The following is a 23,091-nucleotide window of genomic DNA, read 5'->3' as shown; positions in this document are numbered from 1 at the left end:
ATTAGAAAAATTAGATTTCTGCCCCACTCCCATAATCCAGCATGCGCTTTTAAAATCGGATTATTTTAACTTTAAAACACCAATCCATTAGAAAATAATAGATTGGTGTTTTAAAATTGAGACTGAGGTATTTATGACCCGTCCCTGTTTTTCAGTTTATTTATCTAAATATTCATGCTCTCCAATGATGCCGGCACGTCTATCAATTTCTTCCAATTTTCTCGCTTTCGGGATACATAGAATGTAAGCAAAGCATATTGCTATAATACCCGCACTCAATTTACCAATTAATACAGCTGGTATGAGCGTTGGCTGAAAATTTGCCGTATATGACAAATGATCTCCTAATAAGAACGCACCACAGACACCGAATGCGATATTTAACACTTTATCTTTAGGTGGCATATCTCTTACTAACTTGAGCATAGCTAGAATATTAGCAATTGTAGCGATAAACCCAGCACTACCTACTTCACTGAGTCCCACTTTACTACCAACAGTATGCAAACCTTTAGAGAAGTACTTACGTATTAAATAAACCATTGGGAATGCACCCGATAACATAATAGCAATATTCCCTGCGTTCTCTAATGCCCTAAAGTTATCTTCACTATCCGCCATAATTGGATCGAAGCCCCAGACACCAAAAACTGTTGTAAATAATCCTGTAAATATTTCTACTACTGAAAATACAAAGACCAATTTAATACAGGAATCTAGTATTTTACCAAAGACAATAAAGATTTTAATCATAATATCCGAGAAGAAATACAGTCCAATGGCTGTTACTACTACAAAAATAATTAATGGTAATAAGTTGATAAATACAGTGGATAAACTGATTTGAAAAACGTGTGTGGCTGCACTCGTTGTATCAATCACTGTACGGATTTTTGTATGACTAAATAAAATAGTTACCGTAGAAATAAATACACCAAAAGGAATGGCCAACAATCCTGATAGAATACCCAAAGCCATGTATTTATGATCTCGTTTATCAAGCATTGGTAGACCAAGCGGTATTGTGAACACGATTGTGGCACCAGCCATAAAACCAACAATCATTGCCATAATCCAACCTTCATAGCTATCCTTTAATACATCTGCAAGTTGATATCCCCCCATATCTGTCGCGAGTATTGATGTTGCAGCTATAGCGGGATCCGCACCAATTTTATCAAAAAGTGGTCCAAAGAATTTTTCTATAAACTGCGATATGAATGGAATAGAAGCCATAATACCTGCTGAGTTAGCAAAGATAGGTCCGATGGTATAAATACCTTCCATAAATTCCTTCCCTATCCCTTCATTCGCATTCCGAATTGCACCAAAAGCACCTAACACTGCACATACCATAATAATGTAAATAATCACTGTACCAATATGTTCCATGATAGTTTCCCCCATTTTTATGAGCTATAAAAAAACAAAAAGGTGCCTATTTGATTAATTCAAATAAGCACCTTTGCTTGATTATATTCACTTGTATTGTAAATCTATTACCCCAATTGTTTAATGATTGCTGAAGCTTCTTTTTCAATAGCTATTTGGTTATCCATACTGTTTCTCCTAAGCTTTTGATAAGCTGCTTCTTCCGTTAAATCAAGTTGTTTCATTAATAAGCCTTTTGCCTTTTCTATACGTTTCCGATGTTCCATTTGCAAACGTGTATCACTCACTTCTTGCTTGAGTTTACCCATACTATCTGATTGCGACATTGCAATTTCAATAGCTGGTAGCAATTGTGACTCAGATATAGGTTTAACGATATAACCTACGACATTTTGTTGCTTAGCTTCTTCAACGTACTCACAATGACTATATGCTGTCAGGATAAGTATCGGAATATCATGTTTCTTACCAATAATTTTACTGGCTTTTAAACCATTCAACTTCGGCATTTTAATATCCATGACAATCAAATCTGGCCGAAATTGATCTGCGGCTTCAATTGCTTTTTCTCCATTACCTACTTCTGCGACGACATTGTAGTTTGCTTCCCCAAGCATTTCTACTATATCCATTCGGACAATCGCTTCATCTTCAACTACCATAATAGATTTCATTTCAATCCACCCCTTTGTGTTGAAATTCAACTTTACCTATTGTTCCAATTGAATTACGGTCAATGTTAAATGTACCTTCTAAATCATTTTCTGCTATAGTAGTAACAATTTTCAATCCAAATGATGGTAGAAAAGCACTCTCTTCTTCGCCCGTATCTTGAACTTCAAGCTTTACGGTATCCGATTCTGTATCGTAAGCTAGCGTTACGCTTATTATACCCTCAGTCTGATTGTTGAAAGCATGTGTTAGACAATTCGTAATTAATTCATTCGCAATCAATGCTACAGAGACTGCAATATTAGATACTAAATTAATATGTTCATCTGTCTGATATGTAATATGTAAGGTTTTATTCGATGATTCGTTATAAACGACCATATTACCTATCTTTTTAATCAATTTATCGATATTCACCGTATCTGTCGATGATTCATCTAGAATGACTTCATATACAGATGCGATACTTAGAATGCGATTTAAACTTTCTTGGAAATATTTTTCACTACCATTTGGCAAACCGCGTCTCATCTGTAAGCGCAGTAAACTGGCTACGGTCTGTAAATTATTCTTCACACGATGATGTACTTCTCTAATTGCTACAGATTTAGAAATAAGTTCGCGTTCCTTTTCTTTCAAATCTGTAATATCTTTCAGTAGAATTAAATGACCTGTCATTACGCCTTCTTCAAGTAACTGAATACATTTCACTTGAAAGTAGTGTCCTTTAAGCTCGCGTTCTTCAATTGTAATAACACGACCATCTGTAAGCATGTCTTTAATGCTCGGAAACAATGCTACGAAATTCAATCCCGCTTCACAATCGACACCCACTAAATCTCTAACCATTGTCTCACCGGCTAAATTATAGTAGCGGATGTCTAATGTGTTGTCTAAATCAAATAAACTTTCTTCAATCATATCCGGTACAAAAATTGGATTATCACTATTTTGCGAGACGATATCACTTAATGTTGTAGTCGCCTGTGTCAAAGCTCTTAATCGTTTTTCTTCCATTACTTTGTTGCTTACATCTATTTCCATAATCAGCGTGCCAACAATGGCATTTTCCAATTTAATTGGTGTAACACTTTGTTCTACGACTTTACCTTCTTGAGTGATTGCACGGTGTTGTGCAAAATCATCTCCTTCCAACACTTGGAATACAGCGGGTTCAAATTTTTCATACACATTTTCACCAATGACTGAACCTTGATATAGACCTTCGTCATTTGTAGGTATGGCTTCCGCTACTACTATAACTTCTCCATCTTTTTTAGTAGGACAATCAATAAACACATTCGCCCTATTTAAATCAGCAATCATTTGTAAATGATCAGATACTTCTACGATATGTTGTGTTGCCTGTGGTGTTAAACTTGTATGCGTTTTACATAAATTTTTCACTTCGTTGATAGTCATCATTCCAAACATAGTTGTGCGAATTTTTAGATTTCTCATATATATAACTACCATTATGAAATTTTGACGATTATATGTCAATGTATAATGAGATAATTTAAAAATTTATAGTAATTTTTCATCATTATTGCGTGCTCTCGCTTATTCTACATCGCATTTTTATATGGCTCATATATGTGTTGCTCTACGCTTCTTATAATTAAAACGAGAGCAGAATAGAAATCAAAATTTGATTTCCTATCCCGCCCCCACAAGACTCTCTATAAACAAGCTCGGTTGTAAATTATTTATTCATCTAACTGCATATATACGATATGTGTTCTTAAATATTCTTCTAAGCCATGCTTACCGTCTGCTCCACCAACACCTGATTGTTTTACGCCTGCATGGAAACCTTGAATAGCTTCAAAGTTTTCTCTATTTATATATGTTTCACCGAATTCTAATTTTTCTACTGCTGTAAATGCTTTTTGGATACTCTCTGTATAGATAGAAGATGTTAAGCCGTACTTACTGTCATTTGCTAATTCAATTGCTTCTTCAAAAGTATCAAATTCAACAATTGGCAAGACAGGTCCAAAGACTTCTTCTTGAACAATATCCATACTATTTTTACAATTTGTGATGATTGTAGCTGGATAGAAGTAACCTTGTTGCTCAGGTGTTTCTCCGCCACATTTAATTACGCCACCTTGTGCTTCAGCTTTTTTAACATGATTATGCACACGCTCTTGAGCCTGCTTATTAATTAAAGGACCCATGTCGTAATTATGTTCTAACGTATTACCAAAACGAACTTCGCTCATTTTTTGAACTAATCGTTGTGTGAATTTTTCACTTATACTGGAATGTACATAAACTCGTTCAGCACAGTTACACACTTGACCCGTATTAATAATACGTGAATCTATAATATATTGAACTGCTTTATCTAAATTAGCATCTTCTAAGACAATTGCCGGTGCTTTACCACCTAATTCTAAATTAACTTTAGTTACATTTTTACTTGCAGCTTCCATTACTTTTTTACCTGCTGAGACACTACCAGTAATAGATACGAGTGCGACTTTACTATTACTCGCAAGCTCATTACCCACCACGCTACCTTCACCGTTCACTAAATTAAACACACCAGGTGGTAAGCCAACTGTATCTAAAATCTCAGTGAATATTTGCGCATTTATAGGTGTTTCTTCTGAAGGTTTAACTACAATTGTATTTCCAGTAATAAGTGCTGGCGCTGTTTTGCGTGCGATTAAGAAGAACGGGAAGTTCCATGGCAAAATACCTGTAGTAACACCCAGAGCTTTTTTGTACATTAGAATATGTTCCTTCTTACGATCACTCTGTATGATTTCTCCTTCATATCTTCTTGCCCACTCTGCCATATAATCTATATAATCTGCTGTAAAAAAGGCTTCCGTGTTCGCTAAATCATATGTTTTACCACCTTCTTGCATAATGACTTTGGTAATTTCTTCACTACGTTCTCGAATACCTGCTGCAATTTTTTTAAGGTAGTTGCCTCGCTCAATTGCTGGCAGTTCGCTCCATTTCGTTTGGGCTTTATCTGCGTAGTCGATAGCTTCTTTAGTGTCTTGTTCTGAACCTCTGTATAACTTTGCAATTGTTTCTTCAGTTGCAGGATTTTTCACATCAATTGCATCTTCCATGTTTCTTTCAACAAATGAACCGTTAATATAATCTTTAATATTTATCATATTTTACTCTCCCCTTCTTGAATCATGGTATTTGTTTCTGGTGTAATGCTTACGCTACTATTTGCCCTTTCTCCATATCTTTCACGTTCAATCTGTTCTAACGTCTTACCTTGTGTCTTAGGAGTTAGGACAATGCCAATGACTGCATGAATAACTAAAAATGAAATCATAATGATTCCAGTAATTTTGAATCCAAGTGATGCTAAAATGGTAGGTAATACAAATGTATATACTGATATTCCTGCTCGTACTATAAAGTACATCAAGCCTTGCGCACCGGCACGATAACGGGTTGGGAATAGTTCACTTGTCCATAATGCATAAAAGGCTTGGGCACCTATACCTGCTGCTGACCCCCATAATAAAACAAATAAAATCAGTGATATCCAATTCATAGGTGCAAAGGTCAATATAATCCAAGCAACAATACCCATCGTTGCACCAATACTAAATAGTAATCTTTGACTGATACGGTCTCCTAATTTCATAAATCCAAAGTAAGTCGTAATCACTGTACACAGCCATAAAATCGCTTGTAAAATGTTGGCTTGTGCACCACTCAGACCACCGACGCTTTCATAAATAAAGGGCATAAAGTACCCCATGGCGCCAGACGTTAAATTCCAAAATAAATAAATTCCTATAAGTAATAACATTGCTTTTAAATTCACTGGGTTAGTAAATAATTCTTTAAAAGCTGATGTCTTTTTAACATTAAACGAAGCTTCTCTTTGTTCTTTTTCCTTCTCTTCTTCCCAGATTTTAGATTCTTCCATACCTTGTCTAATCCACCACGTAACACCTGCGATGATAAACAAATGTAGAAAAATTAATCTTGAGCCTAATAATCCTAATGGCGCTAACATAACTGCTAAAGTAAAAGTAATTGCTGGTCCAATAGACCAAGCTAATTGTGCAGTTCCTACACGTTTTGCTCTTTCTTTTTCTGGTGCTTCTTCTGCAATATATGTCCAAGCTACAGGTACCCCTATACCTACAGCTATACCAACAATGATTGTACCTGTGAGTAACATTGATAAATTAACAGATAGCATGATAATTAAAATACCTACCATGTATAATAATAGATCGTATTTAAAGATAAATTTTCTACCTAATTTATCTGTTAATGGACCACCGATTAATGCACCAATTGCTGCACCTAACGCGTTCGCACTTAATGCACTCAGTAAGCCCATCTGCCAATTATCAATATTTAAATATGCTTGCCAGAGTGATAAACTACTCGCTGCTGCAATAATTGAACCCGCTTCTATATAATTGGCCATCGCAACTGCAATTGTTGCCAGCCAGCCATTTGTCTTTTTAGGTTTTAAACTCATAACCTCATCCCCATTTTTCGTTTATTTCAAATAGAACATCTCTCTCAATTCAGTTGATTTAGGACTGTTATCTTCATTCACTTGCATGATATCGGCCATGTAGTCCCACCATTTCCGACAAATCGGATTTTGCGCCATATTGTCATATGCTGTTTTATCGGTAACATCAAGTGCTGCAAATAATTCTCCAGTGGCTTCATTTAGAAAGATACTGTAGTCATGCACGCCGTTCTCTTTTAATAACTGTTTCATTTCAGGCCATAGTTCATCATGTCTTCGTTTATATGCATCATAAGAACCTTCATTGACATACATCACCGTTGCAATTCGCGTCATCTATCTCACCTCAACCTCTAAGTAACCTTCTTTAGGTTCAACATTAAATCCTTGAGCTAACTCCCATAAATTCTCATCCGAAATCGTTTGTTTAATACCACCTTGTGCTTGCGCATACGTATATACTTCAGCTGCTTTTTCAATGGTTTCAATCAGACCAAACACTTCGTCTAAATCATGTCCTGCTCCAAATACACCATGAAATGGCCAAATCACAGATCTTTGCTGTTTCATTTTTTCTGAAGTGAGTTGTCCTATTTGTTCTGTGCCAGGTACCACCCACGGAATAATACCAATTGCATCTGGAAATACAACGAGACATTCTGTACACATTTTCCATAATGTTTTCGTAAATGCCTTTTCATCTAATTCGTGCGTATACGTCATCGCAATCGTATGTGTGGCGTGACAATGCATAATAACGCGGTGTGTAGCATCGACTTCTAAACGTTGGATATGATTCATTAAATGCGTTGGCAATTCACTTGTTGCTACTGCATCGTTCACAAAACCCCATAAAATGTTATAGCTTTTACCGTCTGCTGCAATTTTAATTAAACCTAATGCATCTTGTGGATCGTCTATAATATTTTTGAAGTATTTTCCTGTACCAGTGACAAGAATATATTTATTCGCTAATGGACGCACCTCAAATGGCAGACTTACGTTTCTTATATTTCTGCCATCTTCTGATAAATACGGTTGAACCTTGGCAGCATCTAATATCCAAGATATGTTGCCTCCGTTACGTTCGTCCCAACCTTTGTGATACATTAAATGTGTAATCTTAGATAATTCTTTAACCGCGGGAGAATCGACAAAGTTTTCCAATTAAATTCCTCTTTCCTGTAAAATATTTTCTTCGTATTTTTTAATTGGCTCATACCAATCCAATCCTGGTTCAGCATCGTTTCTGCTACAAAATTCATTCCATATCGCGCCAAACGGATACATCTTCATTTCTTCTTGTAACGCTAAACGTCTCGTAAAATCACCGCTTTGTTCAACTTCTTTTAATTCATTAATAGGATCTAATAATGCTTTAAGCAATGCTTTTTGCATATTTCTAGTACCAATAACCCATGCAGCCACTCTATTAATAGATGCGTCAAAGAAATCTAAACCAACTGTTGTACTCTTAAGTAAATCGTTATAAATGAGTTCTTTGGCTATCTCATTCAATTCGTCATCCAATGTAACCACATGATCGCTATCCCATCTTACTGGTCTAGAAACATGTAAACTTAAACCTTTTGTAAATAAATTGAGTGCCGATAATTTGTTAGACACCACTTCTGTTGGATGATAATGTCCGGCGTCTAGTAATATTTGTTTATCTCTTGTTAAGGCATAACCCATATAAAATTCATGAGAACCCACAACATAACTTTCAGAACCAATACCAAATAATTTACTTTCTAATGTATCGATATTATAGCTTTCATCTATTTCTTCTTTAAAAATTTCATCCAAACTCTCCATCAAACGTTTGCGAGGTGTTAAGCGATCTACCGGCGTGTCTTTATAACCGTCTGGCACCCAAATATTTGTTGTTGAAGGTTGACCGAGCTCTTTACCAAAATATTCACCGATTTTTCTAGATTGTTTACAATGTTGTATCCAAAAGTCTCTAATTGATTTATCCGGATGCGCTAATGTAAAGCCATCTTCTGACTTCTCATGACTGAAGCATGTTGGGTTAAAATCTAACCCCAATTCATTCTCTTTTGCCCAATGCACCCACTTTTCAAAATGCTTTGGCTCGATTTCATCTAAATCGATTGCTTCTTCAGATTCGGCATAAATACCATGTAAATTAATTTTATGTTTTCCTGGAATATGCTTTAAAGCTTCTTCTAAATCACTTCTAAGTTCTGCTCCATTACTTGCTTTACCTGGGTGATTACCAGTAACTGATATGCCCCCTGATAATTCTTGATTGAAAAGGAAACCTTCTACATCATCTCCTTGCCAACAATGGATAGAGATTTTAATATCTTTTAATTTAGTTAATGCTTTCTCTACATCAACGCCTAATGCCTCATATTGTGTTTTTGCTGCTTCAAATGCTTGCTTATTATACGTACTCATAATGAGTAACCCCCTTGAATGTCTTAATATCTTGATTTGCTATATGCTTTAACTCCGGTTTGTCTATCTTTGTCGTATCTGTAGAACGCTTAATTACCGCTCTAGCTTCTTGAATATTTTCAAACTCACCTGTGCCAATCATTGTTGCTGCCAAATTCCCATAAATTGTCGCTTCTGTTGGCCCCACAATGACGTCACAATTTGTATACAAGGCCGTAAGTTCATTTAAATAGTCATTGTTGGAACCACCGCCAACAATATTGATTACTTCGATTGGTTCTCTTGTTATTTCGTTTAACTCTTCTATGGAAATTGCATAAATTATTGCCAGATTCATATAGACGCTTTGCACAATTTCACCTAACGTTTGTGGCACTGTTTGGTTTGTCTGAATACAGTAATTTTTAATTTCATCCACCATACAGTCAGGATTAATAAAGCGTTGATCGTTAAAATCGATATAAACTTTAAAGTCTTGATGTTGCTTTGCTTCCTCTACCATTTCAGGAAATGTATAATTTTCAGGCCAATCTTTGCGTATCCGCTGTATAATCCACATACCTATAATATTTTTTAAGAAGCGATAGGTGTGATTCATACCGCGTTCATTAGAATATCCAAGTTCTAATGCTTTTTCAGTTACGATTGGGCTTTCTAATTCTTTACCTATTAATGACCAAGTCCCACTTGATAAAAAAGCCCATTTTTTAAATGCATCTCCAACAGAACCTAAAACAGCTGATGCGGTATCATGTGATGCTGTGGCATAAACATGTGTCACAGGTAAATCATCTTGGCTATTTAAGTCTGCATTGATTTCGCCTATGTATGTGCCAGGTTCAATCGTGTTTGGAAATTGTTCCTTATCTATTCCTATTGATGTTAGCAACGCTTGATCTAATGAATGATCATGCACTGAGAGTAATTGCGTCGTACTTAAATTGGTAATTTCATTTCTTTTCTTATTTGTAAGTAAATAATTCAAATAATCAGGAATAAGCAAAATATCATGTGCTTGATCTTTTAATGCATGTGTCTCTTCAAACAACTGATAAATTGTATTAAAAGTTAAAAATTGAATTCCAGTTTTTTGAAAAATATCGTATTTGGAAACTTCATTGAATAATTTATCCATCGTTGTATCCGTTCTTGAATCTCTATATGAGACGGCGTTTTGTAAGCGCTTCCCTTTGTGGTCTAAAAAAAGATAGTCTACGCCCCACGTATCTATACTTAAATAACACTCTGTGATGCCCATAGCTTTAGCTTTTTTCAAAGAAACAATAATTTCTTCAAATAAATAGTCAACATCCCACACTTCCTGTTGATTCTGTGTTGTAAAACCATTGGCGAAACGATTGATTTCTTGTGTTTTAATCTGGTTATTGTCGATATTTGCTAAGATGGCTCTACCACTAGACGCCCCAATATCAACAGCTATATAATGCTTCAACTTATCACCTCTTTGGTTATGATTATAATCAAACAATCCACATAAATCAACATAAAACAAAATATTTTGATAATTAATGTGGTTTATATGTTGGTTTCAGTCTTTTTTTGTGAGATTAAAAGCGGTTTTATGCTATAATGATGACAATATATATTTAGGAGAAATTTATTATGAAGCCATTTGAAAGAAGAAAGTCACTACTAAATCATCTCTATTTAAACAATGTTGTTTATGTGAATAAATTAGCTTCTGAATTTAATGTTTCAGAAGAAACAATTCGTCGAGATTTAGAAAAATTGGAAAAAGAAGGTATCGTAGAACGGAATTATGGTGGCGCGAAACTAATCAAAACTGAAGAACTGCCTTATTCTGTGAGACATACGCGCAATAAAGATAGCAAAGTCATTATTGCTAAAAAAATTGATCAATTTATACAAAATGATACAAGTTTATTTGCTGATTCCAGTTCTACAATAAATGAAGCATTAAAGCGTTTTGCTATTTCCAATAAAAGAATTCATATCATAACAAATGCTGTAAACGCACTATATGAACTTAATCAAACATCTATGGAAATCAACTCAACAGGTGGCAAATTATTAAAACATTCTTCTGCATTAGTTGGTCCTCAAACGACAGAATCAATTAATAAATTCCATACTGATTATGCGATTTTAAGCTGTAAAGCCTTGTCTAAAGATGGCATCATCACCGATTCTAATGAATACGAATCTCACATTAAAGAACTCATGATCAATAAAGCCAAACAAGTTATTTTGGCAATTGATGCTTCTAAATTTGATGGCAATAGTTTAATAAGCTTTGGTCACCTATCCAATATCGACTATATCGTGACAGATACTGAATTTGATGACGAATGGAAAAGCATCCTAGAAAATCATTCAGTAAAGATAATATAATTTCTCTTTTTAACTTTCATATCTTATAATCAATGAATTAAGAATGAAATTATTAAAATAATAAACATATTATACGATAAGCACTTATCATTCCAAATGCGATGGTAAGTGCTTTTTCTCGTGCTAATCACAATGATGTACATAAAACGGAAACGCATTTGTGTCTAATGAGTGTACAACTCTTTGATGACCTGTGCTAAATTAGAGTCAACAACAAGGGAGGGATTCAAAATACAAGCAGAAAACTTTAATATCATTACCGAAATGATTAAAAATCCGAAAATTAAAGGCAAAGACTTAGAAGTAATGTTCAACATGTCTCGCAGACAACTTGGCTATCGAATCCAAAAAATCAATGAATGGTTAACTGAACAAGATTGCCCAACAATTGAACGCACAAGCCAAGGATTCTTCATCGTTGATGATATAATCAAAAATTTTCTTAATGTATCACTTGAACCTATTCCACAGGAAGATGAGCAAGTATATACTGCTTACCAACGCGCGCATCTCATTTTACTGATGTTGTTTAGAGAAGATGAAACATTGTCATTAAATCACTTTGCAATTGATTTAAAAGTAAGTAAGAACACAGTGTTAAATGATTTAAAAAAATTAAAATTATTACTAGAACCATATGATGTCACTCTGAAATATTCACGACAGGAGGGTTATTATTTAGTCGGTAATGAGTTTGAAATTAGAAGACTTTTAACACGCTTAATTGATAAAGTATTCACTTTAAATATTTCAAAGGATGATATTTTAACAAGTTTAGCTTTGCAAGAAGATAAACTTCAAATCATCGATCTTCAAATTAACAAAATAGAACAATATTTAGAGAATAATTTTATTGATCAAAGTACTGAGACATTACGTTATAAACTCTATTTCATCTTGAGAAGAATTCAACACGATAAGATTGTCTCACCTTTTTCAATTGGATACGATGACCTTTCCGACACTGAGGAGTATCAAGCGACTGAAATACTAACTTCAAACTATCCTGATATTCCTCGGCAAGAGAAATTATTTATAACATTGCAGCTCTTATCAACAAGTGTGCAATGGTCGGAATTAGATGACGTGAAAGTTTTACCGGAATTAAAAACTGCACTACAAAGCATGCTTGATCAATTTGAGAAAATTACTTTTATCACTTTTGAAGATCGTGAAACATTGGTCAACCAATTGTTGTTTCATATGAAGCCCGCCTTTTACAGAATTAGATATGAGTTATCTGATGTCGATAGTTTACAGAATAATCTGAAAGATGATTACAAAGAATTATTTCATCTTGTTAAACTCTCTTCCAAACCTATGGAAAAGTTCTTTAACCAACCATTACCTGATAATGAAATCGCATATCTAACCATACTCATTGGCGGTATTTTAAGAAGACAAGATGAAGACATCGACAAAAAAGTAAAAGCTGTGGTGGTTTGTACACAAGGTACGTCAATTTCTCAACTCATGTTACAAGAATTGCGGAGTGTGTTTCCAGAATTCATATTTTTAGATGCCTTATCACTACGTGAATTTAACCAGTATACGCTAGACTTTGATATTGTCTTTTCACCAATGCACGTGATGACACACAAAAGATTATATATCACAAAGGCAATATTAACTGCCAAAGAAAAACACGATCTTCGTCAGTACGTATTCGGTCAACTCAACAATAATTTTGAGACAGACATACACGCTGAAAAGATGCTCGCCATGATACGTGAGCATGCAGATATTCATAACGAAGATGCTTTACTTAATGAAATTAAAAACCAATTTGATGATATTCATGCATACGCTTCAATCAAATCGTCTTCAATTTCGTTAAATGGTCATTTGAATTTACAAGATTTGTTGCCAGTACACCATATTCAATTTGCATCACGTGTTTCAAATTTGGAAGAAGCAATTCGGCTTACAGCTGAACCACTTTCTAGTCAAAGCTATATAGATGCAAATTACATCGATTCGATGATTCAATCTTTCGACGATACTTATATGGTTATCAATCAAAACATCGCCATACCACACGCTGAGAACGAACAAAATGTAAACCGTACGTCTATGAGTATGTTGGTATTAGACGAACCATTGACGCTAAGTACAGGACGTAATGTACATGTCTTTGTAGTTATCGCAGCAACAGATAAATTCAAACATTTAAGACCCCTATTACAGTTACGAGATTTAGCACAAGACAATGAAAGTATGCAAAGCATCATACAAACAGATTCAAAATCACAAATATTTGAAACGATTAAACAATTTTCAAAAATAGACTAAAGCAAAGGGGTTGCGTCATATGGAAGGTTTAACAGTTGATGCCTCGAATGTTGTCATTGGTTTAGAGGCCACAACAAAGGAAGACGTCTTAAGTCAATTAGCCGATTTAATGCATGACAATGGTTACGTCAAAGCATCATACAAAGATGCAGTCATCGAAAGAGAACAATCATTTGCTACAGGGTTACCTACAGTATATTGTTCTGTAGCCATCCCGCACACAGATATCCAGCACGTGAATTCAAAATCAATCGGTGTGGCTGTCCTTAAAGAAACAGTTCCTTTCGTCATTATGGGCGAAGTTGAAGAAACAACGGATGTGAAATTAATCTTTATGCTCGCAATGGATAAAGAGGATGCACAGTTATCATTACTACAAAAATTGATGGGCATTTTCCAAAATGATCAAATACTTGAAACCATTGCCAACGCAACAGATAGCAATCAAGTCGTAGAAGTTATTGAGCAAGAATTAGCAGACGCATAATCATTCAATGTATTAATAAAAAATATAACAGGAAGAGAATTTAAATATTAAGTTCTCAAATTAGGAGGAAATTATTATGAAACAAGTATTAGTAGCATGTGGCGCAGGTATCGCAACTTCAACGGTAGTAAATAGTGCAATCGAAGAAATGGCAAAAGAGCACAATATCAAAGTAGATTTAAAACAAATTAAAATTTCAGAAGTTGGCGTTTACGCAGATTCAGCAGATTTATTAGTTACAACTGCAATGACGCAAAAAGAATACGACTTCCCTGTCATTAACGCACGTAATTTCTTAACTGGAATTGGCGTTGAAGATACTAAAAAAGAAATCTTAGACGCATTACAAGAATAATGAGTCATTTAATTTAACATACCGAATCAACCGTTGGGATAAATATCAAAAAAGAAGTTCATGGTTATATCAAAATGGCGTCTTAATTTATACCAACATCACTTTATATTAAAGAGGATGGTGTAAGGGATGAGTGGATTTGTAGATTTTATTCAAGCTTTTCTAGATTTAGGGGCAACAGTAATCCTTCCAATCGTTATATTTTTACTAGGATTATTCTTTAGGCAAAAAGTCGGTGCAGCATTTAGATCAGGTTTGACGATTGGTGTCGCATTCGTAGGGATTTTCTTAGTTATTGATTTACTTGTAAACAACTTGGGACCCGCTGCCCAAGCGATGGTTAAGAACTTAGGTGTAAGCTTAAATGTTATTGATGTGGGTTGGCCAGCAACATCTTCTATTGCATGGGCATCTGTTATCGCAGCATTTATTATTCCTTTAGGTATTGTAATTAACATTGTCATGTTACTGACAAAGACTACTCGAACAATGAACGTAGATATTTGGAACTTCTGGCATTATACATTTATGGGTGCCATGGTTTACGCCGTATCTGATAGCATTTGGCAATCATTAGTGGCTGCAGCAATATTCCAAATCGTCTGTCTGAAAGTGGCTGACTGGACTGCACCAATGATGAGTGAGTTCTACGATTTACCTGGGGTATCGATTGCCACAGGTAGTACAATTTCATATGCTCCAGGTATTTTCTTAGTAAAAGGTTTACAAAAAGTGCCTGGTATCAAGAAACTAAATGCAGACCCAGAAACGATTCAAAAACGTTTCGGTGCATTTGGTGAATCCATATTCGTCGGTTTAGTACTTGGTTTAATCATTGGTTTGTTAGCTGGTTACAACGCTGGCGATGTTATCAATCTTGGTATGTCAATGGCTGCCGTTATGGTGTTAATGCCTCGTATGGTTAAGATTTTGATGGAAGGTTTAATGCCTGTTTCCGAATCTGCACGTACTTGGTTAAACAAACGCTTTGGGGATCGTGAAATCTACATTGGTTTAGACGCTGCGGTTGCATTAGGCCACCCAGCAGTTATCTCAACAGCTTTAATTTTAGTTCCGATCACAGTATTATTAGCAGTTATTTTACCTGGTAACCAAGTCTTACCATTTGGTGACTTAGCAACAATTCCATTTATTGTCGCATTTATCGTAGGGGCTGCACGAGGTAATATCATACACTCGGTTATTGTCGGCACAATTATGATTGCCATCTCTTTATATATCGCAACAGATGTTGCACCGATATTCACAAGCATGGCAGAAGGCACAAACGTAAACATGCCATCTGGCTCATCTCAAATTTCAAGTCTTGACCAAGGTGGTAACATCTTAAATTACATTATTTTCAAATTCTTTAGTTTATTTAATTAACAGATAGGAGCTGACATTACATGAAAGCACTCGTTAAAACTGAACCAGGATTCGGGAATCTAGAAGTCTTAGATAGAGAGATACCTTCACCGAACGCAGATGAAGTAAAAATAAAAGTTCATTATGCAGGTATTTGTGGCACGGATGTGCACACGTATGAAGGTCATTATAAAGTGAACTTTCCAGTGACACTTGGCCATGAATTTTCAGGAGAGATTGTAGAGACAGGCGCTAATGTCACCGATTTTAAAATTGGTGATCGCGTCACTTCTGAAACAACATATTACATTTGTGGTGAATGTGAATATTGTCAAAGTGGTGATTATAACTTATGTAATCATCGTAAAGGTTTAGGCACACAACAAAACGGTGGCTTCACGCAATACTTAGTTGCACGTGCAGCGAGTGTCCACCGCATTCCTGATAATGTTTCATATAAAGCAGCATCTATGACGGAGCCATTAGCTTGTGCCCACCATGCCGTTTCTAAAATTGAAATACAGCCTGACGATGTCGTAGTCGTTATGGGGCCTGGACCTATTGGATTACTTGTCGCGCAAGTCGTTAAAAGTAAAGGTGCAGAAGTCGTAATCACTGGATTAGATAATGATCAAACAAGATTAGATAAGGCAACAGAACTTAAATTAGATCATGTCGTCAATATTCAAAATACTGATTTAAAAGACTATGTAAACAGTATTACCAATGGTTATGGTGCAAACGTAGTTTTAGAATGCTCTGGTGCAGTACCTGCCGCCAAACAAGGTTTAGATATCTTACGTAAAAAAGGACAATATGTCCAAGTTGGTATCTTTAAAGATCCAGAAATTTCTTTTGATTTAGAAAAAATCATACAAAAAGAAATACGAATGGTTGGTACGAGAAGTCAAAAACCAGCCGACTGGGAACCTTCTTTACAACTGTTAAGCAGCGGTGATGTCAATGCTGAAGCATTAGTCACAAATGAACTTGATATTACGCAATGGGAAGAAGGCTACAACCATATCAAAGGTGGAGAAGGCATCAAAGTACTCCTTCGCCCTATCGATTAACTTGTTTTAAATAACCATCATTTAGCACTTAAATGATATAAGGAGATAATTATTATGGTAGAACATATGTTAGATTTCATGCTTGGGCCATTGAGAGGTATTACAGATTTATATATGGATAACTTACTTTATTGTAATATAGTCGTTTTTCTTGGTTACTTCGGCGCAAAATTTTTTAAAAAGAAAAAAGTTACTTCTGAACAAAATTAATGCACTTATTATTCAGAAGATAAGAGGTGAAATACTTTGAAAGCTTTGAACCTATACGGCATTGAAGATTTAAGGTACGAAGAAGCAAAACATCCTGAAATTGAAGACAGTAATGATGTCATTATTAAAGTGATTGCAACCGGTATATGCGGTTCGGACAATTCCCGCTATAAAAAGTTAGGCCCTTATCGTGAGGGCATGACGTTTGGGCATGAATTTTCAGGAGTTGTGGAAAGTATAGGCAGTAACGTAAATCATGTGACAGTTGGCGATGCAGTCACGGGTTGTCCAGCTATCGCTTGTCACGCCTGTGAACAATGTGAAAAAGGTGAATACTCTAGATGTGAACATTTATATGTTATTGGCTCTTATGAACCTGGCTGTTTTGCAGAATTCGTTAAACTACCTGCAAATAACGTCTTAAAATTGCCAGCTAATGTAGACTTTGATACAGCTGCTATGGTTGAGCCTTCTGCAGTAGTAGCACATGGGTTTTATAGAACAAGCATGAAACCTGGTGCAACGGTAGCTGTTATAGGGTGTGGCAGTATCGGTTTACTAGCCATTCAATGGGCTAAAATATTTGGTGCTGCTAAAACGATTGCGATTGATATCGACCCAGATAAATTAGCAATTGCTAAGACGCTCGGTGCAGATTATACGATTAATTCTAAAACAGAAAATTTAGATGACGTTATCGCTACGATTCCTCATAACATAGATGTCGCTGTTGAATCGGCAGGCTCACCATTTACGATTGGACAAGTCTTAACGTTACCAGCTAAGGGTGGGGAAGTCTTACTGTTAGGCATACCTTACTCCGATATTGAAATGGATCGTGTTCATTTCGAAAAAATATTACGCAATGAACTTAATGTTATCGGCTCTTGGAATGGCTTATCCGCCCCATTTCCAGGCGAAGAATGGCATGCGTCCCTTCATTACATGTCTACAGGAGAGATTCAAGTGGATCCGATGATTTCAGATCGCTTAGATTTAGCAAAAGGTCCTGAAACATTTGATGCATTAGTTAATAAAAAGAAACATTTTGATAAAGTAATCTTCCACCCATAATTAAAATCTAACATTGCCATAATATTATAAAAAAGTCCTAACACTGATGATAGTATTAGGACTTTTTTAATGCGTATTGATATCGTGTTATTTGCTGTAACAGATAGCTAGCTACAGTGAATGAGCATCTTAGGCTTTGGCTTTTAATTGGAATTTTCAAACGCAATACTTCATTAAGTACTTTAAAAACATTTAAAATTAAAATGAATTTTCTTGTTTTGAAATTTAATATCCAATAACATCAATGGTTTCCTTAGGATTAAATACTGTACGGTCTCTGGTATAATAAAAAAAGTCACGATTATAAAGTTCTGTTATATCCCAATTAATAAAACAAGTTGCATTATTATTAATAAAATTAAATACAGATTTCACATCTTCTTTTTCACTTTTTTCAATTACCTTATTCACTATTACATTCATTCTACGGGCATTAATTTTATTTAAAAATGGAGATTTATTAAAAATAAAAATAATCCAACATTCCTTTTCATTCTCTATATTATTTATTGTTATTTTTTCTAATTCTTCTTTAATAAATAGATTGACTTCTTTTTTGATAGAATCCTTTTTATAATTATAACTATTATATATCATTAATAAACCAGGCATCGAGAGTATGTCTTTATTTTTTTTCATTATTAAATCTCTCATTTTTTCTAATATGGATGAATTTATATCAATATCTAGATTAGATATATATACAAATAGATTCACCCAATCTACTGTGTATCCACTCAATATTTCATCTGAATAATTATCAACCATTTCTGATATGAGGTCTAAAACACTATGTTTTTGATATACATTTTTATCACAAATTTTTATGATTATATCTAATGAACGTATCACTTTTTCAGAATTCATAAAATTTGCTTTAAGTGATAACAATTGAAATATAATTTTAATCATATTTTTTATATTTTTCAATGAAATTTGTATTTTTTCCTCTTCTATAAATTCATAAATATTACCATACAAATTATCATATCCAATAGTTTTAACCTCTTTTTTTAAATATGATTCTTCTTTGTAAAGCATCTCCAATTTGGTAACTATACCACTTAGTAAATATGATGTAACAAATTTACTCCCATAGTTTATACAAGTTCTCTTTATTTCATTAATTACTTGATTAAATAGTCTTGATCCATTCAATAAGTCATCAAGTAAAACTAATAAATTTCTAAGATCAGATTTCCATAACAAAAAATTATCTTCACGTGAATATGTAGCCTCTTTTTCTGTTTTCAATAAAAAATGGAAGTCTCTTAATACTTCTTCTAAGATATTCTTTATAGTTTTAAATACATTCTCATCATTATAATATATAACGTAATCATCTATAAATCTCGAGATTTCATAGTCATTTTGGAATTCTAAATCATGATCCCTTAATAACTTGTATTTAACTCTATTATCTAAATTAACCATTAATAATTCTGTAGCCATTCTTGAAAATTCAGGTCCAATTATAATCCCTCTTGTCTTACCACCATTTATATTTTGCAAATGTTTATCTATATTAGGAAACACTGTATTTTTATCATTTTTAGTGATATTCAGAGAGTCATTAAAATCATTGGATAATAACCATTTAAATGAATGAGTATATACGCTTCCAAAAAAGTCTTGAATATCTAACCTAGTTTGAAATCTATATTTTTCAACCTGCTTTAAGTATTTAAAAGAAGTTAAATATTTATCGAATCTTTTAAATATATAATGGTTAAAGTATATACCGCTACTCTCTAAACTTATTAAAAATTGTTTTCTATGATTTTTATAATACGTTACTTGTTTTTGAGTATCTATATATGATAATGAGTTGTTATATGTAGGCTTTCTTATTGAAAATGATTCTATATCATTTATCAATGCAATTAAATCATGTTGATATCTTTTCATAAACTTTATTGTATTTATCATACTAACTGGATTAATTATACCTAATTTTCTGAATGTATTTTTGTTATTTGTTAAGTACTCAATTGGTTTCGTTTTAGTTTTTTCATCAAAATTTTTATCAATCGTAACTTTATCCAATATATATTCATAGAAGTAATTATTAGTAAAATAATGTGGTTTTTCAATAGGTAGTAAATCGCTAATCACAAAATCTTCAATCTGTCTTTTTATAATATTTGCCATGAAAATCTCCTTTTGCTATACTTTAAATACACAATATCGTCTTTAAATCCTAATTGATTCAAAGACACAAGTTCCTTATATTATAAGGAACTTTTTTTATTTAACACCATTAAATATTGTAACAATTCAAACACTTTTTCATTGTAATTATTGCTTTGTAATTGAAAGTTTATTTTTGTCGCTAATTTTTCTATCTGCTTATTATTCAAACCTATATTTGAATTGAAAATTATCGCCTTATTTTTATAAAAAAGTTTAATGAAATGTTTATCATTTATGAGTTTATTAATCATATTGCTTAATTTTTTTGGTTCAATTATATTATTGTTATTATTTATATCAAATAATATACTCCCACTTAATAATTTTTTCGTTTGGCTATCTATTTGTTTTAAAGATATCCCTTTTAGCTCTTTATAATTTTGTGAAATTCCATATGAGAACCAGGTTTTCGTTGAATTTCTATTACCATAAAATACAGATCTTTTATAAAAAGTATCTAGTCTTTCTTTAAATAAATGATAATTCTTATCTTCTGAGTAATTTCTCATTATTTTTTCTAAAATTTTCTTATATTTCTTAATTTTTTCCGTGGAGATTCCATAATGAGTTATTTTTAAATCTTTATTAAAATAAAATTTATAACCTAAATAAATTAATTCATGTTTTTCTTTCACTCTCGATGTCATATAATGATATTTTTCATTGTTTTTTGTGTGAATACTTGCACTGTTTCCTAAAGTCTTTTCCACTATTGTTTTAATTTCCTTAACTAATTTATCTTCTTCTATAATTTCGTTGAAAATTATAATGAAATCATCTACATATCTAGAATAAAAAATTATTTCAGGATACTTTTTTTTAATTTCTATATCTAATTTTCCTCCTAAAACTTCAGAAATTATATTACTTATACTTATGCCAGGATATAGTACTTTTTGGTTTTTCAACGCGTTTTCTATATATTCTACTTCTTTCAATCGTATTTTTTTATTCCTTTTTAACTCTTTGTAAAATTTTTTTATATCTATTGATTGAAAAAAGTTTTGGATATCAAATCTTATTAAAGTTACATTTTTTATATCCGATAAATGCGGCAGATAATTAACTAATTTTTTCATTATTATATTTCTGTCAGGAACATTAATATCAAAACAACATTCTATTAATTTATATACATAATCAATATGAACGTTGTCTTCTTTACTAATTATATTTTTCTTATCCATATATTTCCCTTTATCTAACTGCTGTTTATTCATAGGCAGCAACGTAAATTTTTCATCGCTCACTTTTTGAATAGTTTTATCCTCATATTTTTGACGTAATTTTCTATATAAAATTGTCCTCACCATATACACCTACTTTATTTTAATTATACTACATTACTAAAATTTAAAGACTTCTATATATTAATTTAGCTATTATATTTTTTATCATTTTAACTTTTCAAAGTTATATTGTTCACTAATGACTTAATTATAAATAAAACAACAGGCTTTTCAAGTAAGTCTCATATATTACATCTAATAATATTAATATATTGATAGTGAAAAAGTTACTCCAAATATTTTATTGTCATAATGCAATTATAAAATGTACTAATTAAATATTTAATTTGCCAAATCTTCTTATTACTAACCTAAACGCAATTATAATTTATAAGTTTAATTAACTATTCAAATATTACTCTTATTCATATTTTATCTTTATACTACTATTTATAGAAACATAACTTTTAATACCTTCACTGATTTATTAATTATTTTCATTAAAATTCAATTGAGTATAAAATTAAAAACCCCCAAATTAATTTGGAGGTTTTTAATTTTATTTTACTGTACTTTCATAAAGCCATTCCCCAAGACATCTCGCACATCATGAATAACAAGAAAAGCATTTTCGTCGTGAGCATTAACGATTTTCTTAATTCTTGATAATTGGTTTTGTGGTACGACAACATAAAGCACATTCGTCTCTTTTCGTTCATAGCCACCGACCCCATTCAATAATGTTGAACCTCTACCTGTTTCTTTATTAATCCCCTTACTAATTTCATTATTATAATTTGAAATAATTGTAATTGCCTTTTTAGGATTAAAACCTTCTATTACAAATGACATACTTTTCTCAACTATAAAAAGCATAACAATGGTATATAAAACATTTTGTGCGGGAAGGATAATTAAGAAAGATAGCACAATGATTGAATCAAGCATAAACAACGCTTGAGAAGTTTTGATTTCAGTATATTTATTTATAATTTTAGCAATAACAGATGTGCCACCTAATGTACTGCGTGCTGAGATTACAAGTCCAGTACCGACACCTAGTAGTAAGCCGCCAAACACTGTATTTATAAAATCAGATTCAATCTGCATATTAAATGATTCAGTTAGTCCTAAAAACATTGAACTCGAAATTACTGTAATCAGTGTGTAAACTGCTGTCGTTTTACTTAAATATTTCCAACCTACCGCAATTAATATCATATTTATAATTAGAGAGGTAATTGCCGGTGATAAGCCTAGTGTATATTTTAGATTTAACGAAACACCTACCGTACCACCCTCCCCAAAATTAGCAGGAATTACAAACACATTAATGCCTATACCTATAAGAAATGTCCCTAAAATACAGAAACATATATTTTTAAAATGAATTTTGTACAACATCCCAATAGCACCTCATTTCTTTTATTTGAAAATCACTCAATTCTACTGTTTTATTT

General features: G+C 33.1%; 20 protein-coding genes. 8 read left to right on the top strand and 12 right to left on the bottom strand.

Translation table 11 applies throughout. The features are described 5' to 3' along the window. Positions 1 to 156: 156 nt before the first annotated feature. The 9 genes from eutH to AST02_RS07270 all read right to left on the bottom strand — a co-directional run bounded on the left by eutH (position 157) and on the right by AST02_RS07270 (position 10,430). Positions 157 to 1,392, bottom strand: a complete 1,236-nt coding sequence (eutH, locus tag AST02_RS07310; protein ID WP_069816919.1) for an ethanolamine utilization protein EutH — start codon at positions 1,390 to 1,392, stop codon at positions 157 to 159. Between the two features lie 107 nt (positions 1,393 to 1,499). Continuing rightward, positions 1,500 to 2,066, bottom strand: coding sequence for an ANTAR domain-containing response regulator (locus AST02_RS07305; protein ID WP_069816917.1), 567 nt, complete (start codon positions 2,064 to 2,066; stop codon positions 1,500 to 1,502). Position 2,067: 1 nt separating this feature from the next. Next, positions 2,068 to 3,525, bottom strand: a complete 1,458-nt coding sequence (locus AST02_RS07300; protein ID WP_226957499.1) for a sensor histidine kinase — start codon at positions 3,523 to 3,525, stop codon at positions 2,068 to 2,070. A gap of 248 nt (positions 3,526 to 3,773) precedes the next feature. After that, complete coding sequence (gene aldA / locus AST02_RS07295; protein ID WP_069816915.1) at positions 3,774 to 5,207, bottom strand: aldehyde dehydrogenase; 1,434 nt, start codon at positions 5,205 to 5,207, stop codon at positions 3,774 to 3,776. Beyond that, positions 5,204 to 6,550, bottom strand: a complete 1,347-nt coding sequence (locus tag AST02_RS07290) for an MFS transporter (RefSeq protein WP_069816913.1) — start codon at positions 6,548 to 6,550, stop codon at positions 5,204 to 5,206. Before AST02_RS07290 ends, aldA begins: the two co-directional genes overlap by 4 nt. A 21-nt stretch (positions 6,551 to 6,571) precedes the next feature. Continuing rightward, positions 6,572 to 6,886, bottom strand: a complete 315-nt coding sequence (gene rhaM, locus AST02_RS07285) for an L-rhamnose mutarotase (RefSeq protein ID WP_069816912.1) — start codon at positions 6,884 to 6,886, stop codon at positions 6,572 to 6,574. Beyond that, positions 6,887 to 7,717, bottom strand: a complete 831-nt coding sequence (rhaD, locus tag AST02_RS07280; protein ID WP_069816910.1) for a rhamnulose-1-phosphate aldolase — start codon at positions 7,715 to 7,717, stop codon at positions 6,887 to 6,889. Further along, positions 7,718 to 8,977: an L-rhamnose isomerase gene (gene rhaA / locus AST02_RS07275; RefSeq protein WP_081332972.1), complete on the bottom strand. Its 1,260-nt coding sequence runs from the start codon at positions 8,975 to 8,977 to the stop codon at positions 7,718 to 7,720. Continuing rightward, positions 8,964 to 10,430, bottom strand: a complete 1,467-nt coding sequence (locus AST02_RS07270; protein ID WP_069816906.1) for a rhamnulokinase — start codon at positions 10,428 to 10,430, stop codon at positions 8,964 to 8,966. The genes rhaA and AST02_RS07270 overlap by 14 nt, the downstream gene beginning before the upstream one ends. A gap of 170 nt (positions 10,431 to 10,600) precedes the next feature. Between AST02_RS07270 and AST02_RS07265 the strand changes: the two genes are divergently transcribed. From AST02_RS07265 to AST02_RS07235, 8 genes are all read left to right on the top strand, one after another. Continuing rightward, positions 10,601 to 11,350, top strand: a complete 750-nt coding sequence (locus AST02_RS07265; RefSeq protein WP_069816904.1) for a DeoR/GlpR family DNA-binding transcription regulator — start codon at positions 10,601 to 10,603, stop codon at positions 11,348 to 11,350. Between the two features lie 186 nt (positions 11,351 to 11,536). After that, a complete protein-coding gene (locus tag AST02_RS07260) occupies positions 11,537 to 13,642 on the top strand; it encodes a BglG family transcription antiterminator (protein WP_069816925.1) in 2,106 nt (701 codons plus the stop codon). A gap of 19 nt (positions 13,643 to 13,661) precedes the next feature. Further along, entirely contained in the window at positions 13,662 to 14,129 is a 468-nt protein-coding gene (locus AST02_RS07255; protein WP_021338960.1) for a PTS sugar transporter subunit IIA, read from the top strand. Between the two features lie 76 nt (positions 14,130 to 14,205). After that, on the top strand, positions 14,206 to 14,484 hold the full coding sequence (locus tag AST02_RS07250; RefSeq protein ID WP_021338961.1) for a PTS sugar transporter subunit IIB: 279 nt from the start codon (positions 14,206 to 14,208) through the stop codon (positions 14,482 to 14,484). A gap of 129 nt (positions 14,485 to 14,613) precedes the next feature. Next, positions 14,614 to 15,873 carry a galactitol-specific PTS transporter subunit IIC gene (locus tag AST02_RS07245; protein WP_069816902.1) on the top strand — a complete coding sequence of 420 codons (1,260 nt, stop codon included), beginning with the start codon at positions 14,614 to 14,616 and terminating at the stop codon, positions 15,871 to 15,873. Between the two features lie 20 nt (positions 15,874 to 15,893). After that, the gene (locus tag AST02_RS07240; protein WP_069816900.1) at positions 15,894 to 16,925 is read left to right on the top strand and encodes a zinc-binding dehydrogenase; all 1,032 of its coding nucleotides are present in this window, start codon (positions 15,894 to 15,896) and stop codon (positions 16,923 to 16,925) included. Positions 16,926 to 16,979: 54 nt separating this feature from the next. After that, the gene (locus AST02_RS14360; RefSeq protein ID WP_176721523.1) at positions 16,980 to 17,135 is read left to right on the top strand and encodes a hypothetical protein; all 156 of its coding nucleotides are present in this window, start codon (positions 16,980 to 16,982) and stop codon (positions 17,133 to 17,135) included. Positions 17,136 to 17,171: 36 nt separating this feature from the next. After that, positions 17,172 to 18,209: a galactitol-1-phosphate 5-dehydrogenase gene (locus tag AST02_RS07235; protein WP_069816898.1), complete on the top strand. Its 1,038-nt coding sequence runs from the start codon at positions 17,172 to 17,174 to the stop codon at positions 18,207 to 18,209. 225 nt (positions 18,210 to 18,434) lie between these two features. On the opposite strand, the gene AST02_RS07230 is transcribed toward AST02_RS07235, so the two are convergent. The 3 genes from AST02_RS07230 to AST02_RS07220 all read right to left on the bottom strand — a co-directional run bounded on the left by AST02_RS07230 (position 18,435) and on the right by AST02_RS07220 (position 23,035). Then, a complete protein-coding gene (locus AST02_RS07230; RefSeq protein WP_069816895.1) occupies positions 18,435 to 20,360 on the bottom strand; it encodes an RNA-directed DNA polymerase in 1,926 nt (641 codons plus the stop codon). A gap of 80 nt (positions 20,361 to 20,440) precedes the next feature. Next, positions 20,441 to 21,715, bottom strand: a complete 1,275-nt coding sequence (locus AST02_RS07225; protein ID WP_081332973.1) for a reverse transcriptase domain-containing protein — start codon at positions 21,713 to 21,715, stop codon at positions 20,441 to 20,443. A gap of 480 nt (positions 21,716 to 22,195) precedes the next feature. Then, entirely contained in the window at positions 22,196 to 23,035 is an 840-nt protein-coding gene (locus AST02_RS07220; protein ID WP_069816892.1) for a YitT family protein, read from the bottom strand. Positions 23,036 to 23,091 lie beyond the last annotated feature (56 nt).

The organism is Staphylococcus equorum (genome assembly GCF_001747895.1).
GTDB classification, from domain to species: domain Bacteria; phylum Bacillota; class Bacilli; order Staphylococcales; family Staphylococcaceae; genus Staphylococcus; species Staphylococcus equorum_A.
The sequence above is the reverse complement of the archived record's forward strand: the minus strand, read 5'-3'. Positions and strand labels throughout refer to the sequence as shown.